This window comes from Rhizobium sp. PDO1-076 (assembly GCF_000247475.1).
In the GTDB taxonomy this organism is placed as follows: Bacteria; Pseudomonadota; Alphaproteobacteria; order Rhizobiales; family Rhizobiaceae; genus Allorhizobium.
On the sequence record NZ_AHZC01000016.1, the window covers coordinates 1 to 15,246 of the forward strand.

The following is a 15,246-nucleotide window of genomic DNA, read 5'->3' on the forward strand; positions in this document are numbered from 1 at the left end:
GTATAAGCCGGGTAGCTACTACGCTTATGGCCGAACTGGTCTGATCGTCATAGTTCCCGACGAGTTGTGCGCAATATATGCCTATAGTGGCTGAGCCATTTGTAGTGCCTTGGTGCGGCACTAGGGAAAATTCTATATTATATTCAATCAACGAAGGCTTCGAAACAAACCGGTTTTGCTATGACGCAAGAAAAAGCCACTGTCATGCGGCGCATGGTCTCGCTCATCAAGATCGTATGGTCAGTGTCGATCATCGTCGCAGCGACTGCGGTGGGAGCTTTGATTGGCTGGGAGAACCATGGACTTGTCGGAGCGGTAGCTCTTGGATTAGTTGGTCTCGTTGTTGGCAGCTTCCTGAGTTCGCCTTCGCTACTTCTGCAACTCATTACTTGATATCTCGCCGACGTTGAGCCACCTCACATCGAGGGTGTTTTTCAACGGTATAGGCCGAATGCAGACGTCATTTTGTGCGCCCTCCGGCCCATGATGGCGCATATTGAACAAAGAAAAACCGCCCGCAGCGTGTGCTGCAGACGGTTTGATATTTCAGCTCAGTCGAGACGATCCGCCGAGCTTCTCAAGCGTGACGCCTGTTCAGGCCCAGGGGCGCGAGCTGGCCAATGACTTTTCGAAGACATTGATGCTCGATGCCTTTTCCAGTGTCAGGCCGATGTCGTCGAGGCCGTTCAGCATGCAATGGCGCTTGAAGGCATCGAGTTCGAAGGTGATCTTGCCGCCGTCCGGGCCGGTGATTTCCTGGCTTTCGAGATCGACGGTCAAAACGGCATTGGAGCCGCGGCCAGCGTCGTCGAGCAGCTTTTCCAGGTTTTCCGGGCTGACGACGATCGGCAGGATGCCGTTCTTGAAACAGTTGTTGTAGAAGATGTCGGCGAACGAGGTCGAGATGACGCAGCGGATGCCGAAGTCGAGCAGCGCCCAGGGCGCGTGTTCACGCGACGAGCCGCAGCCGAAATTGTCGCCGGCAACCAGGATCTGGGCATTGCGATAGGCCGGTTTGTTGAGGATAAAATCCGGGTTTTCCGAGCCGTCTTCCTTGAAACGGGCCTCGGCGAACAGGCCGGCGCCGAGACCGGTGCGCTTGATGGTCTTCAGATAATCCTTCGGGATGATCATGTCCGTGTCGATGTTGACGACCGGGAGCGGCGCGGCAACGCCGGTGAGCTTTACGAACTTTTCCATCAATCCTGCCTTCGATCTGGGCGTGTGATCCAACGCTCCTGTGCGCTTTTCGCCTGTCTTATCCGGCGGCCGGCGCCGTGGAGCGGCGATAATGCCTCGGCAATAAAACAAAACAGCACAAATTTGAAGGAGAATTTTGCTTGAGATCCAGAGTTCAGACCGGAGCCCGGGCCGGAGTTGGAGATCGCGGCTTTTGGCGCGCAAGATCTCACCGTCGCAGTCTGCGCGCGCGATCGCTCCCGAAGAGCTTCATCCGACCCTCAAAGGTCGATGATCGTGCCTTTGCCATCGTTCCAGATGCGCATGTCTTCCTGGCGTCTGGCCTTGGCATAGACCGGCGCCTGCCTGGTGCGCAGCATCAGCATGCGCACGGCGAGGGTCACGGTCAGGAAGGCGCCGATGACGAGGGTGAGCGACACAGCGAAAGCTGCGGCGAGCCCGATGAGTGCGAGACCTGCGACGGCGAGAACGGCGGAACGGATATTGTGCATGTTAAGTTCCTTTCACACGACGAAGGTGGTCCTTCTTCGCCATGAATGCAAGGGGTTTTCACCGAATTGTCATCTTGCGCGAGGCGGCAAAGCTTGCCAGAAGTCAGCACCATGACATCCTATCACGATCATCATTCTTCAAGGCACCCTTCCGGGCTTCGTCGCTCGGTGCTGACCGTGCCGGCGATCAACCGGCGTGCGCTCGACAAGGTGGCGGGGCTGGACTGCGATGCGGTGATCTTCGACCTGGAGGATTCCGTCGCACTGGAAAAGAAGGTCGAGGCCCGCGCCAATCTCCTGGCTTTCCTTGAAAAAACCGATCTCGGCCATCGCGAGCGGATCATCCGCGTCAACGGGTCCGACAGCGCATTTTTCCGAGATGACATGGACGCCGTGCTTGCCTGCATGCCCGAGGCCGTGCTGCTGCCCAAGGTCGAGGATCCGGACGCGGTGCAGAGTGTGGCCGAGCTGATCGGTGAGAGGGGTGCGGCGGAAGGTCTCAGGGTCTGGGCGATGATCGAGACGCCGCGCGGTATCCTCAATGCCGCAGCGATTGCCTCGGCAGGCCGGACGGCGGATTCCAGGCTCGATGCCTTCGTCGTCGGGCTGAACGACCTGCGCAAGGCGACCGGGGTGCCGGCCGCAGCGGGCCGCAGCTATCTGGTGCCGTGGCTGATGCAGGTGGTGCTGGCGGCGCGCGCCTACGGGCTGGACGTGATCGACAGCGTCTCGAACGATTTCAAGGATCTTGAGGCCTTTGCCGCGGAATGCAGCCAGGGCCGGGCGATGGGTTTCGACGGTAAGATGCTGATCCATCCGGCGCAGATCGCGGCGGCCAATGCGGCATTCGGGCCAAGCGCCGGGGATCTCGCCGAGGCGCGTCTGGTGGTCGAGGTCTTTGCCCGGCCCGACAATGCCGGGCTCAACGTGATCAATGCGGATGGCCGGATGATCGAACGGCTGCATCTCGACGAGGCGGAGCGTCTGCTCGCCAGGTTTCAAAGCATTCAAGACAGAAAGGTCCATGCAACGTGAAAGTCTATCGTTTCCTTACCGGTCCCGACGACGCGAACTTCTGTCATCGGGTGACCGATGCGCTGAACAAGGGCTGGGAACTGCATGGCGCGCCCAGTCTGTCGTTCAATGCGGCGACCAACCAGATGCATTGCGGCCAGGCGGTGGTGAAGACCGTGCATGGCAAGGACTATGATCCGACGATGAAGCTCGGCGAACAATAAGGGCAATCACCCGGGGGAGCTGGCTTTCCCGGGTGATTGCTTCACTTGACGGCCGCATTGCCGCCATCTGCATAAAGGGCCGAGCCGGCGACGAAGCTTGCCATCGGACCGGCGAGGAAGAGGGCGGCCTGGGCGATTTCCTCCGGACGGGCGATGCGCTTCAAGGCATGCAGGCCGGCGGCCCATTGCTTCTGGGCTTCGTCGCCGGCCATGGCCGTATCGGTTCCGCCCGGAAGAAGCGCATTGGCCCTGATGCCTTTGTTTGCATAGTCGGCAGTAATCCCCTTCACCAGACCCATGATGCCGGCCTTGGATGCGGCATAGGCGCCCATGCCGGGGATGCCGACGCTGGTTCCGACAAAGCTCGAGACAAAGACCAGCGCGCCTTCGCCGCGTTCGAGCATGGCGGGGATCTGGTGGCGGGCAGCAAGGAAGTTGGAGCTCAGATTTGCTGTCAGCGTGTCCTGCCATTCCAGCAGGGTGAGATCTGCAAGCGGCTTGATCGGGCCGACGGTTCCGGCGTTGTTGATGGCGATGTCCAGGCCGCCGAACCGACCGACCGCCGCATGGACAAGCGACTCATGGGTTTGCGCTACTGCAACGTCTCCGGCGACGGCAAAAGCTCTTCCGCCCTGATCTCGAATGGCGGCGGCCACCTCTTCCAGGGGGGCAAGGCTCCTGGCATTGAGAATGAGAGAAGCGCCCTCCCGGGCAAAGAGCATGGCGGTCGCGCGGCCAATGCCGGACGATGCGCCTGTGATGATGGCAACCTTGTTGGTGAGACTTGTCATGGAACCTCCGTTTGTTGGAGGCTCCCGGATAGGATGGGTGCCATTCGGCAGCCACCCGATTCCTGCAGCGAGCTTATGCCGTGCGCTCAGGCCGGCGGGAGGACGACAGGGCCAGTTTCAGTGTTCGGCAGCCGCTTCCTCGGCGCTTTCCTCGATGCGCTCCATGTCGTCGTCGGACAGGCCGAAATGGTGGCCGATCTCGTGGATCAGGACATGGGTGATGATATCGCCCAGCGTTTCATCGTTTTCGGCCCAGTAATCGAGGATCGGCCGGCGATAGAGCGTGATGCGGTTGGGCATTTCGCCGGTTTCCATGGTGAAACGCTCGGAAATGCCGCGGCCCTCGAACAGGCCAAGCAGGTCGAACGGCGTTTCCAGCGCCATGTCCTCGAAGATTTCATCCGTCGGGAAATCGCTGATCTCGATGATCAGTTCGCCGGTCAGTGCGCGAAACTCCTGCGGCAGGTGGCCATAGGCCTCGATCGCCAGCGACTCGAAGGTGCTGATCGTCGGGGCATGGCGTTCGCGCCAATCTTCGGTCTGGTCAATGCGGGCCATTGGAACTCCTAACTACCGCCGACATATAGGCATTTCGCCCGCGCATTTCGAGAGCAAATCCGGTCAAGGAATAAATTCACAATGAATCCGGTTGACTCTTGGGCGGAGCTCTGGAATCCATAGGAACATAAAGAGAACACTTCGACAGGAGAGATCGTCATGGGCGCAGGCCCTCAGGCGCAGGAGCAGCTTTTTGCCCTCAGACAGGCAGTCGCCCTGATCGAGGGGAAGGCCAGCCATGCCGCCCGCATGGCGGCCGATCCGGATCATGCCGACACCGCCCTTCGCAGCCGGATCGCCGCCAATCCGGATGCTGCGGGGCCAGATGCTGCCGGGTCTCATGCCGTCGGCTTCGGCAATCGTGATTTCGACCAGCTGATGACCGAGATTGCGGTTGCCGGCACCATGGTGGAAATCCGCAGCGCGCGCATGCAGGACGCAGGCGCGGCGAGCGGCTTTGCCTTTGCGCTTTCGCGTCTGCTGGACGGCCGGAACGGCACGCCGCGCCGCACCCTGCTGATTGCCGATCCGTTTGTCAGCCGTGAAGCCGGCATTCTCTACGCGCCGGGGCTTGCCGATTTCGGGCTCGAGGCCGGTGAAGTGATCCATGCCCTGCCGCGGCGCACCGAGGATGCGCTCTGGCTGGCGGACGCCGCACTTTCGTCGCGCGCCTTTTCTGCCGTGCTCTTCGAAGTGCATGGCAATCCTCAGAAATTCGGGCTTACCGAAAGCCGCCGCCTTTCCCTGAAGGCGCGGGCTACCGGCGGGACGCTGTTTCTCCTTCGCCAGTCGGGAGAGGAGGAGGCATCAAGCGCTTCTCTTCGCCTGCTGGTCGAACCTGCACCCGCCATGGCGCGGGTCTTGTCGGATGGAAGTCTGCTTGGCGGCGGCATAGGCCATCCCGTTTTTCGTATCCTTGCCGAAAAATCCCGATCGTCGGGGGTTTCCGCGCTTTTCCTGGAGTGGATCATCCATGACCGCCGCCTCAAACCCATCTGTCCCGCCCGTTTCGTCACCTCTTCCGTCATCCCTGGCACCGTCTCTTCCGGGAACCGTGCCGGATCGGCGTATCCTGGCGATCTTCTTCCCGCCTGGCCACGGACAGGCTGGCACGCCGCCGCTGGGGGCTCTCCTGGCGTTCGAACGGGCGTCCTGACCATCCACCGGTCGTTTGTGCCGGGCGGGTGGCCACCAGCATGCAGCTGACGGCGCTGGACGAAGCCGCCGAGGCGATCGGTCTCAGGATTGGCCAGGGGCTGGCCGAGGCAAGGGCGATCTGCCCGAGCCTTGACGTGATCGAAGCGGATGCGGATGCTGACCGCGCCTTCCTCGATGCGCTAGCCGACTGGTGCGATCGCTACACGCCGCTGGTCGCCGTCGATGACGAGAATGGTTTGATGCTCGATATCAGCGGCTGCGCCCATCTGTTCGGCGGCGAGGAAAAGCTGCTTGACGATCTCGTCGGCCGGTTGACCTGCTTCGGTCTCGATGTGCGTGGATCGGTTGCCCCGACGCCGGGGCTTGCCTGGGCCGCGGCGCGCTTTAACGGCCCGGCGATCATTCCGCCCGCGGATGTGCCGGCGGTGCTGGCCGGCCTGCCGGTCAAGGCGCTCAGGCTGGCAAGCGAGATCTGCCTGAAGCTCGCCAAGGTCGGCCTGAAGCAGATCGGCGACTTGATGACGGCGCCGCGGGGGCCGATCATGCGGCGCTTCGGGCCGGAGCCGCTGCTGCGTCTTGACCGGGCGATGGGCCGCGAAGGGGAACCGATTTCGCCGCGGCGACCGCTCGCCATGCTTTCGGTCGAGCGACGCCTGGCGGAGCCGATCAGCATGGAGACGCAGATCCTCGATCTTGCCGGCCGGCTTGCCTGCGGCTTGAAGGCGGGGCTGCAAGCCCGGGGCGAAGGCGGGCGGCTGTTTGAGCTTTTGCTGTTTCGTGTCGATGGCCGGGTTTTTCGCATCGAAGTCGGAACATCAGCCCCGCTGAATGATGCGGCGCGGATCCGGTCGCTATTTTCGGAGCGCTTGTCGGTGTTGCGCGACGATCTCGATGCCGGCTTCGGTTTCGAGTTGATCAGGCTCAATGTGCTGCGCAGCGAGAACCTGTCGCCCAGCCAGCCGCATTTCGACCAGGAGGCCGAAGCGGAGGGCCGCTTCGGTCGATTTCTCGACCAGGTTTCTGCCCGGCTCGGGCCGCGTTGCCTGACGGTGCCGACGGCACTTGCCAGTCATTGGCCGGATCGCGCCGCACTGCTGCAGCCCCTGGGTGACGGCCTGCCATCCCAGGCGATACCGCTCCCGGCACCGCAACGGGGCGTGCGGCCGCTGCGGCTATTTGCCCGGCCGGAACCGGTCGAGGTGACCGCTGAACTGCCGGATGGTCCGCCGGCCATGTTTCGCTGGCGCCGCAGCCGGCATCGGGTGGCGCGTGCCGAGGGGCCGGAGCGTGTCGCGCCCGAATGGTGGATCGACGGCGAGACAAGGCCGCCGCGTGACTATTTCCGCATCGAAGACAGCGCCGGCCACCGTTTCTGGCTTTTTCGCGAGGGACTTTACGAGCGCGGCCCTGACCATCCCGAATGGTATATGCAAGGGGTGTTTGCCTGATGGAGCCCGTCTATTTCGAAATCGGTGCACGCAGCAATTTTTCCTTTCTTGAAGGGGCTGCCCATCCGGAAGATCTCGTGCGGGTCGCACGGGACTTGAAGCTTGCCGGCCTGGGGCTTGCCGATCGCAACACCGTGGCCGGCGTGGTGCGCCTGCATGCGGTGGCCAAGACCAACAATTATGCTTTTCGGCCGGGTGCGCGGTTGGTCTTTGCCGACGGAACGCCGGAGCTTCTCGCCTATCCGATGAACCGGCGGGGCTGGGGACATCTCTGCCGGCTGCTGAGCGCCGGCAATCTGCGCTCGCAGAAGGGAAGCTGCACGCTTTACGAGGCGGATCTGTTCGAATGGTCGCAGGATCTGCTCTTTGCCGCGATGCCGCCAGCGCTTGCCGACCCGGATCAGGCGCTGGAGTTTCGCCGTCGCCTCGAGCGGCTTCTGCCGGTTCTCGACGGTAGGCTCTATCTCACCCTGGTTCCCCGCCATGACGGGCAGGATCGTTTGAGTTTTGCCGAAATCTCAAGCCTGGGCAAAGCCTTGAACCTGCCGCTGGTCGCCAGCAACGACCCTTTCTACGACATTCCCGAACATCGACCGCTCGCCGATGTCGTCACCGCCATTCGCGCGCATGTGACCGTCGTGCAGGCCGGCTTTCGACTTGCCGCCAATGCCGAGCGACATTTGAAGGCGCCGCGGGAAATGGCGCGTCTGCTCCGGCTTCATCCCGAGGCGATAGCGGCCACCAGCGAATTCTTTAGCCGGCTTCATTTCTCGCTTGACGAGCTCAACCATCAATATCCGGACGAAAGCATCGACGGCGAACTGCCTGCCCAGGCCTTGCGCCGACTGACCTATGAGGGGGCTGCCCGGCGCTTTCCGAATAGAGACATTCCCGAAAAGGTCGCGATGCTGCTGGAATACGAGCTGAACCTGATCGGCGAGAAGAAGTACGAACCCTATTTTCTCACCGTGCAGCGGATCATCAACTATGCCCGCAGCAAGGATATCCTGTGCCAGGGGCGTGGATCGGCGGCCAATTCCGCCGTCTGCTATTGCCTCGGGATCACCGAGGTGAACCCGGAAAAGACGACTTTGCTCTTTGATCGCTTCATCTCGACCGAGCGTGACGAGCCGCCCGATATCGATGTCGACTTCGAGCATAGCCAGCGCGAGGAGGTGATCCAGTTCATCTACGAGGCCTATGGGCGTGAACATGCGGCGCTGACGGCGGCGGTGATCAGCTACCGCGCCCGTTCGGCCGGTCGCGAAGTCGCCAAGGCCTTCGGCCTGTCGGATGATGTGCAATCGGCGCTGGCCGGTTCGATCTGGGGCTGGTGGACAAAAAACTTCACCGAGGACCAGGCCAAGGCCGCCGGGCTTGATCTCGGCGATCCGACGACCCGGCAGGTGATGCATTATGCCGACCAGCTGCAGCGCTTTCCGCGCCATCTGTCCCAGCATGTCGGCGGCTTCGTGATCACCCGCGACCGGCTCGACGAGGTGGTGCCGATCATGAACACGGCCGATGGCCGGTACATGATCGAATGGGACAAGGACGATCTTGATGTGCTGAAGATCCTGAAGATCGACGTTCTGGCGCTCGGCATGCTGACCTGCCTGGCGAAGGCCATGAAGCTGCTGGAGCAACATTACCGGCGCACGGAAACGCTTGCCTCGATCTTCGACGATGACCAGCCAGCGGTCTATGACATGATCTGCCGGGCCGATACGCTGGGCGTCTTCCAGATCGAGAGCCGGGCACAGATGAGCATGCTGCCGAGACTGCGGCCGCGGATTTTCTACGATCTGGTGATCGAGGTGGCAATCGTCCGGCCCGGGCCGATCCAGGGCAATATGGTGCATCCCTATCTGAGAAACCGGCAGGAATTCCGCAAGCATGGCCGGCAACCGACCTATCCAAAGGCGGAACTCGTGCCGGTGCTGGAGCGGACACTCGGCGTGCCGCTTTTTCAGGAACAGGCGATGCAGATCGCGATTACCGCAGCGGGCTTTACGCCGGCCGAGGCCGACCGGTTGCGGCGGGCGATGGCAACATTCCGGCGGACGGGACAGGTCAGCGATTTCAAGGCGCGTTTCGTCGACGGTATGCTCGGCCGCGGCTACGAGCGGGAGTTTGCCGAGCGTTGTTTCAGCCAGATCGAGGGGTTTGGCGAATATGGATTTCCCGAAAGCCATGCGGCGTCCTTTGCCCTGCTCGTCTATATTTCCTGCTGGTTCAAGGCCTTCTATCCCGATGTGTTCTGCGCGGCTCTGCTCAATTCCCAGCCGATGGGTTTTTATGCACCGGCGCAGTTGATCCGTGACGCGCGCGAGCATGGCGTCGAGATACGGCCTGTCGACATCAATCATTCCGATTGGGACAACGGGCTGGAAGCGGGGGAGTTCGATCCTGCCCGGATCTCGGCGCGCCATCGTTCGATGGCCGGCGTCATCCTGACGGAAAAGGCGGTTCGGCTGGGATTGCGGCAGGTCAAGGGTGTCTCGAGTGTGGATATGGACCTGCTCGTGGCGCAGCGCGGATCGGGCTATGATTCGGTCCGTGATCTCTGGCTGCGCACGCGCCTGCCGAGTTCGGTGATCGAGCGGCTGGCGGATGCCGACTGCTTTTCGTCACTTGGTCTTGGCCGGCGCGATGCGCTGTGGGCGGCGCAGGCGCTGGACGGAGACCAAGCGGTGGAAATGCTGCCGTTGTTTGCAACGGTGCCGCAGGAGGATATCCATGGCGAGGCCGAAATGGCGCTGCCACGCATGCTGCCGGGCGAAGAGGTGCTGAGCGACTACCGCGCGCTGACATTTTCGCTCAAGGCGCATCCGGTGTCCTTCCTCAGAGCGGACATGACACGGGCGGGCCTCTGCCGTGCGGTCGATCTGGAAACCTTGCGCAATGGCGACACGATCCAGATTGCCGGACTGGTTCTGGTGCGCCAGAGGCCCGGTTCTGCCAAGGGCGTCATCTTCATGACCATCGAGGACGAGACGGGCGTCGCCAATATCATCGTCTGGCCCAAGGTCTTCGAACGGTATCGGGCGATCGTCATGGGGGCCCGTTTCGTCTGTCTGCGCGGCAAGCTGCAAAAAGCGGATGGGGTCATCCATGTGGTTGCCGATCACCTGATCGATGCAACGGTGCGGCTCGGCATTCTGCAGCGCGACCTGAAGGATTTTACCACGCTTGCCCATGCCGACGAAGTGCGGCGGCCGGGCGTCGATCATCGCCAGGGTCCGGGCAAGGGCCAGGGTAAGGGTCGGGGTGAGGGGCAAGGGGAGGGCCAGGGCGGTGAAAGGGGTGAGGTGATGACGGGTGCAAGCCGCGCCTCGCTCGCGGTGACAAGCCAGGTGCCGAGTGTCGGGCAGGCACCAAGTGGAGAGGAGGCACAAAGAGGAAGGGAGGCGCCAGCAAGAGGGGAGGCCAGCGGAAGAAGGGCAGTTTTGGACGGTGCGATTGCCAGCGTCATGCCGAAAGGCCGCAATTTTCACTGAGCGGCGTGGTGTCGCGGTCCATCGGAATGTTCTTGACAAAGCGCATCCAGTTCAGCAGAAAGGCGAGAGTAAGAGTCATGTTTGACGGTGCACGCTTTCATGCTGGTCTGCAGCTGCAATTACATTACCGACAAGGACATCAAGTCAGTCATCGCTGAGCTGCTTGACGAAGACTGTTGGCAGTTGATCGTTCCGGCCAAGGTCTATCACGCCATGGGCAAGCGCGGCCGTTGCTGCGGTTGCTTTCCGAATGTGGTTGACCTGATCATCAAGACCACTGCGGAATACCATGACGCCCGCGAGAGCGAGACGGCTGAAGTTGTCAATTTCATTGACCGTCTGAAGCGTTTTCACGAAGAACAGCAGGCCGCTGCCGTCGAGCGTCGCCAGGCCATGGCTGTCGCACGCAGGGTCGGCTGAGCCGGCCTGTCTGGCGCATGCGCATTTGCCTGACTGAAGCCCGCTGTGTGAGCAGGGCCAATCGGGCTGAAAAGCCTGGTCAGCGGCAGGGCTTTTGGCTGAAATCTCCCCGACACTTCCTGGTCTCTGCAATCTCCATTTCGGGCTCCATTTCGGACGGGCGGCCTTCGGCTTGAGTTCGTGGCGGCAAACGTGTCCTTTGTTGCGAAAGACAACAAACGTCACAAGACAAGCGGGTCTGTCGTTCAGACCGGCCTTTCGAGCTTGATCAGTTCAGGAAGCAGGAGTTGATCGCCTTGAAGCCTTGAAGCCTTGAAGCCTTGAAGCCTTGAAGCCTTGAAGCCTTGAAGCCTTGAAGCCTTCTTCTCGATCCGAACCTGATTTCCGATGGGACGTTGTCCAAAACAAAGATAGACGCGCAACGCCGGATTGCATCAGCACCCCGCCTCTTTCCTCCCTGTTTGCCCCTGCTGCTATAGCGAGCCTTTTACGAGCCGGCACGAGATGGTGCAGTGTTTTGCTCCGATGCGCAGTTGAAGAACAAGATGCTGGCGTGGTGCATCCGCTCGCCCATGCCTTGGGGACAAGTCACACCTGAGGCGTATCGAGCGACGCCGGCCGGTTGCAAATGTGGTCTTTCCATCGGCTGACAAGTCTGGATATTGGCATCGACAAGGGCATGGGTATGGGTGTGTGGCTACGGTAGGGGTAGCGGTAGGACCGGGAGTAGGCGTGGGGCCAAGTTTTGCGGCGGCAGGAAGCGCCACTTACTACCCTACAAATATAGATCGAGGCCTGGTTTGCCGGTCTCTACACGGATTCTTCAGCCTTTCCGGCCCAAGGTTTAAAACTCGACATCCTTAGAATACTTCTAAAAAAGCGCTCGACAGGATTTCCGGCAAGGGGTAAAGTTTTTCCATTCCATTCACGTAAAGGACGAATTTCATGAAGGGTGATCCGAAGGTCATTGAACGGCTCAACGAGGCGCTTTTCCTCGAGCTCGGCGCGGTCAATCAGTATTGGCTGCACTACCGCCTGCTCGAAGACTGGGGCTATACCAAGCTCGCCAAGAAGGAGCGCGCCGAGTCGATCGAAGAAATGCAGCATGCGGACAAGCTGGTTGCTCGCATCATCTTCCTTGAAGGTCATCCCAACCTGCAGCAGGTCGGCGCCCTGCGCATCGGCCAGAATGTCAAGGAAGTGCTCGAAGCCGATCTGGCCGGCGAATACGATGCCCGCACCGCCTACAAGGCGTCGCGCGACGTCTGTTACCAGGCCGGCGACTATGTCACGATGAAGCTGTTCGAAGAGCTTCTGATCGACGAAGAAGGCCATATCGACTTCCTCGAAACCCAGCTCGAACTTCTGTCGAAGCTAGGCGAAGAGAAGTATGGTCAGCTGAACGCTGATTCCGCTGACGCTGCCGAATAAGCAGCCCGTTGTCTGCCTGAAGAGCTTGCGGTGCCGGGCGTGCCCGGCGCATTTCCCGTCAGCTCCTTGAAGCGGCGCGACAAGTTGAACTGCACGATACAAGACGAGGCCGGGACACGAACAGGTGTTGCGGCCTCGCTTGGCTTGACGACGCAGCAAGATGCGCGTGATGCGCAAAATGCCGGCCTTGCGGCGTCGGCGCTGTTGCGGGTGAACACCGGATCCGTCTATGGCTGCGCCCACCCGCTCAGGCCGCGCCCTCGTCAAATTCCGAGGCGAAAACGCGCGATAGACGGCCGGGCTTGTGGCGAGACGGGTGCGGACATGATGACGAATCGTGGCCAGGATGCCGAAACCTGCGGTGCTGGCGCTATGGTCGAGCGGGACAGGCCCACCTCAGCGGCCATTCTCAGGCGTCACGCAGGCGTTCAGGCAAAAGCCAGCTATCCGGCGCCTTTCCCATCAGCTCCTTCAAGTGGCGCGACAAGTTACATTGCACGATACAAGACGCGACCGGGACACGCACAGGTGTTGCGGCCTCGCTTGGCTTAACGATTTCGCAATATGCGGGCGATGTGCAAAATACCGGCCTTGCGACGTAGACGCTGTCGCAGGTGAATACCGGATGCGTTTGCGCGACGTTCACGGCATCCGTCGATGCCTGTGCCCACCCGCACGGGCCGCTCACTCGTCAAGTTCCGAGGCGAAAGCGTGCGCGATAGGCGACCGGGCTTGTGGCGAGGCGGGTGCGGAAATGATGACGCATCGTCGCCAGTGTGCCGAAGCCTGAGGCGGTGGCAATGTCGTCGAGCGGGACCTGGCCATGCTGCTGCAGCAATTCGCAGGCGTAGCGCAGTCGTTCAAGCAGGAGCCAGTCGCCCGGGGCCATTCCCGTCAGCTCCTTGAAGCGGCGCTGGAAGGTGCGCTCGCTCATGCCGGCGCGTTCGGCCATCTGCTTCAGGCCGATGTCCTCGTCGAGCCGGCTGCGCAACCAGTCGATCAGAGGGGCGAGCCTGGCGCCTTCGCGATCCTGGAGAATGGGTCGCTCAATGAACTGGGCCTGGCCGCCTTCGCGGTGGGGTGGGACAACGAGGCGGCGGGCAACGCTGTTGGCGGCCTGTGCGCCGAAATCCTTGCGCACAACATGAAGGCACAAATCCATGCCGGCCGCGCTGCCGGCGGCGGTCAGGACCTTGCCCTCGTCGATATAAAGCACGTCCGGATCCAGCTCTATCTGCGGATAACGGGCGGCAACCGCATCCACATAGCGCCAGTGGGTGGTCGCACGGCGGCCATCGAGCAATCCGGCAGCCGCGAGAACGGCAATGCCGGAACACAGGGACATGATGCGTGCGCCCCTTGCCTGTGCTGCCCGCAAGGCAAGGATCAACGCGGGCGGCACCGGGGCATCGATACCGCGCCAGCCGGGCACGACAATCAGGTCGGTCTCCTCCAGCAAGTCCAGTCCATTGTCGGCCGTGACCATCAGGCCGCCCGCGGCACGCAAGGGGCCGGGCTCGACCGCTGCAGTGGCATGACGATACCAGCCTTCCCCCATTTCCGGGCGGGCAAGGCCGAAAACCTCGGTCGCTACCCCGAACTCGAAGGTGCAGAGACAGTCATAGGCAAGCGTCGCGACACGCGGGCCGGTGAGCGGGGAGGACTGAAAGGGGGACGGTGACGACTGCGAGGTTCCGATGGGCGACGGCGCGGGCGCAGGTATCGGTGACGATGCTGGCAAAGAAATTGACGAAGATGTTGGCGAGGGCATTTGTGTGGTCGCTTGTGACGGAATTTGTGAGGGCATTGGCATGGGTACTTCTCAGGGTACTTGTGAGGGCTTTGGCGATGAAGGCAATGACCATGAAGGCGCGGGTAGTGATGGCAGGCGAGCTGATCGTGCACAGGATGACGGTCCGGGCGCCGAAGACAGCGGCGGCGGCGATGCTGGTGGCGGAAACAGGGGAGAGGCAGCGACCGGTTCCGCCGCTTCGGGCGTGGCTGCGACCAGCCCTGCCCCTGCCACTTTTACGGCCATTGTCACGGCCATTGGAGGCGCCGCGAAAGGCGCATGCGGAGGTTCCGGCAGCGATGCCATTGGTGATGCCTCCGGCGGCGCAATCGGTCGTGTGGCCAGCGGTGCCGCTGGTGGCGTCGCCCGTGCGGTCGCGATCGGCGGAGACATCGATGCCGGCAGGGACGCGCCGTCTCGCGCACGGCGCGGTCGTCCGGGCCTAGTGCCGATCGACGGGCTGTCTGGCGGGCTCTCCGGCGGGGCATGTGTCATTGGCGAGATCTTTACGGAGATTGGCATTGACGCCAGTTTCGTCGAATAACTGAAAAAGGCAAGCTCGCTGTATGTTCCACCAGCCAGTAAAGAGCGTGTCATGCCGAGCACCGTCACCGAAATCCCTTCCGCAGATCCTGCCGTCGCCGCCGCCCACTATGCGGCGCGGCTTTCCTTTGAAACCGATTGCTGGGACGTGCATCACGCGCTTTCCACCGGGGTCACGGATTTCGTGCTTGTCGATGTTCGCGGACCACAGCTTTTCGAGACGGCGCATGTGCCGGGCGCGATCAACCTGCCGCATGGCAAGATGACCGAGCGCAAGATGGGCGAGTGGCCCGACGATACGCTGTTCGTCGTCTATTGCGCCGGGCCGCATTGCAACGGCACCGACCGGGCGGCCCTGCGTCTTGCCCGGCTGGGGCGGCGGGTCAAGGTGATGATCGGCGGCATGACCGGCTGGGCCGACGAGGGGTTTGCGGTGGCGACCGGACGATAGGACAGGGCGGATCCGGTGCGGCATTCAGCCCTTGCGATGGCGACACCGTCCGTGGCTGTCTGCGCCCGGACGGTTTCTCGGCGATTGTCGTTTTTTCCTGCGAACCCCCACGCGAACGTGAGGGTTCTGTTCAAGGCCTAAGATCAGGCCGCGCGATACTGCTTCACGAACTGGGTACCATCCATCTCCAGCTTGCGGCCGGTGATCTGACGGTCTTCGCCAAGG

General features: G+C 61.9%; 12 protein-coding genes and 1 pseudogene. 8 read left to right on the forward strand and 5 right to left on the reverse strand.

Annotated elements, in window-relative coordinates; genetic code table 11:
• Window positions 1-594: 594 nt before the first annotated feature.
• Together leuD and PDO_RS01470 are read right to left on the reverse strand one after the other, a co-directional pair.
• Entirely contained in the window at window positions 595-1,200 is a 606-nt protein-coding gene (gene leuD, locus PDO_RS01465; RefSeq protein ID WP_007596888.1) for a 3-isopropylmalate dehydratase small subunit, read from the reverse strand.
• A gap of 260 nt (window positions 1,201-1,460) precedes the next feature.
• The gene (locus PDO_RS01470) at window positions 1,461-1,691 is read right to left on the reverse strand and encodes a hypothetical protein (RefSeq protein WP_007596891.1); all 231 of its coding nucleotides are present in this window, start codon (window positions 1,689-1,691) and stop codon (window positions 1,461-1,463) included.
• A gap of 111 nt (window positions 1,692-1,802) precedes the next feature.
• Between PDO_RS01470 and PDO_RS01475 the strand changes: the two genes are divergently transcribed.
• Together PDO_RS01475 and PDO_RS01480 are read left to right on the forward strand one after the other, a co-directional pair.
• Window positions 1,803-2,726, forward strand: coding sequence for an HpcH/HpaI aldolase/citrate lyase family protein (locus PDO_RS01475; protein WP_037072265.1), 924 nt, complete (start codon window positions 1,803-1,805; stop codon window positions 2,724-2,726).
• Complete coding sequence (locus tag PDO_RS01480) at window positions 2,723-2,929, forward strand: DUF1737 domain-containing protein (RefSeq protein WP_007596895.1); 207 nt, start codon at window positions 2,723-2,725, stop codon at window positions 2,927-2,929. The genes PDO_RS01475 and PDO_RS01480 overlap by 4 nt, the downstream gene beginning before the upstream one ends.
• A 41-nt stretch (window positions 2,930-2,970) precedes the next feature.
• Here the strand turns inward: PDO_RS01480 and PDO_RS01485 are convergent, their stop codons facing one another.
• Both PDO_RS01485 and PDO_RS01490 read right to left on the reverse strand, forming a co-directional pair.
• Window positions 2,971-3,720 (reverse strand): SDR family oxidoreductase, encoded by a 750-nt coding sequence (locus tag PDO_RS01485; protein WP_007596897.1) that lies wholly within the window; start codon window positions 3,718-3,720, stop codon window positions 2,971-2,973.
• Between the two features lie 117 nt (window positions 3,721-3,837).
• Window positions 3,838-4,278, reverse strand: coding sequence for a metallopeptidase family protein (locus PDO_RS01490; protein ID WP_007596900.1), 441 nt, complete (start codon window positions 4,276-4,278; stop codon window positions 3,838-3,840).
• Window positions 4,279-5,251: 973 nt separating this feature from the next.
• Here PDO_RS01490 and PDO_RS01500 point away from each other — a divergent pair.
• The 4 genes and pseudogenes from PDO_RS01500 to bfr all read left to right on the forward strand — a co-directional run bounded on the left by PDO_RS01500 (window position 5,252) and on the right by bfr (window position 12,235).
• Window positions 5,252-6,884: pseudogene (locus tag PDO_RS01500) on the forward strand (Y-family DNA polymerase).
• A complete protein-coding gene (locus PDO_RS01505) occupies window positions 6,884-10,384 on the forward strand; it encodes an error-prone DNA polymerase (protein ID WP_007596906.1) in 3,501 nt (1,166 codons plus the stop codon). The pseudogene PDO_RS01500 and the gene PDO_RS01505 overlap by 1 nt, the downstream one beginning before the upstream one ends.
• A 99-nt stretch (window positions 10,385-10,483) precedes the next feature.
• Window positions 10,484-10,804 carry a (2Fe-2S)-binding protein gene (locus PDO_RS01510; protein ID WP_007596907.1) on the forward strand — a complete coding sequence of 107 codons (321 nt, stop codon included), beginning with the start codon at window positions 10,484-10,486 and terminating at the stop codon, window positions 10,802-10,804.
• A gap of 945 nt (window positions 10,805-11,749) precedes the next feature.
• On the forward strand, window positions 11,750-12,235 hold the full coding sequence (gene bfr / locus PDO_RS01515; RefSeq protein WP_007596908.1) for a bacterioferritin: 486 nt from the start codon (window positions 11,750-11,752) through the stop codon (window positions 12,233-12,235).
• Window positions 12,236-12,926: 691 nt separating this feature from the next.
• Here bfr and ftrA read toward each other — a convergent pair.
• The gene (ftrA, locus tag PDO_RS01520; protein ID WP_037072268.1) at window positions 12,927-13,934 is read right to left on the reverse strand and encodes a transcriptional regulator FtrA; all 1,008 of its coding nucleotides are present in this window, start codon (window positions 13,932-13,934) and stop codon (window positions 12,927-12,929) included.
• 112 nt (window positions 13,935-14,046) lie between these two features.
• Between ftrA and PDO_RS26605 the strand changes: the two genes are divergently transcribed.
• Window positions 14,047-14,571, forward strand: coding sequence for a hypothetical protein (locus PDO_RS26605; RefSeq protein ID WP_081593118.1), 525 nt, complete (start codon window positions 14,047-14,049; stop codon window positions 14,569-14,571).
• A gap of 51 nt (window positions 14,572-14,622) precedes the next feature.
• On the forward strand, window positions 14,623-15,021 hold the full coding sequence (locus PDO_RS01530) for a rhodanese-like domain-containing protein (RefSeq protein ID WP_007596911.1): 399 nt from the start codon (window positions 14,623-14,625) through the stop codon (window positions 15,019-15,021).
• Window positions 15,022-15,246 lie beyond the last annotated feature (225 nt).

Bases quoted from the DNA above. Each gene is read 5' to 3' on its own strand.
- leuD (WP_007596888.1), bottom strand. From the start codon at position 1,200: ATGGAAAAGTTCGTAAAGCTCACCGGCGTTGCCGCGCCGCTCCCGGTC.
- PDO_RS01470 (WP_007596891.1), bottom strand. From the start codon at position 1,691: ATGCACAATATCCGTTCCGCCGTTCTCGCCGTCGCAGGTCTCGCACTC.
- PDO_RS01475 (WP_037072265.1), top strand. From the start codon at position 1,803: ATGACATCCTATCACGATCATCATTCTTCAAGGCACCCTTCCGGGCTT.
- PDO_RS01485 (WP_007596897.1), bottom strand. From the start codon at position 3,720: ATGACAAGTCTCACCAACAAGGTTGCCATCATCACAGGCGCATCGTCC.
- PDO_RS01490 (WP_007596900.1), bottom strand. From the start codon at position 4,278: ATGGCCCGCATTGACCAGACCGAAGATTGGCGCGAACGCCATGCCCCG.
- PDO_RS01505 (WP_007596906.1), top strand. From the start codon at position 6,884: ATGGAGCCCGTCTATTTCGAAATCGGTGCACGCAGCAATTTTTCCTTT.
- PDO_RS01510 (WP_007596907.1), top strand. From the start codon at position 10,484: ATGCTGGTCTGCAGCTGCAATTACATTACCGACAAGGACATCAAGTCA.
- bfr (WP_007596908.1), top strand. From the start codon at position 11,750: ATGAAGGGTGATCCGAAGGTCATTGAACGGCTCAACGAGGCGCTTTTC.
- PDO_RS26605 (WP_081593118.1), top strand. From the start codon at position 14,047: ATGGGTACTTCTCAGGGTACTTGTGAGGGCTTTGGCGATGAAGGCAAT.
- PDO_RS01530 (WP_007596911.1), top strand. From the start codon at position 14,623: ATGCCGAGCACCGTCACCGAAATCCCTTCCGCAGATCCTGCCGTCGCC.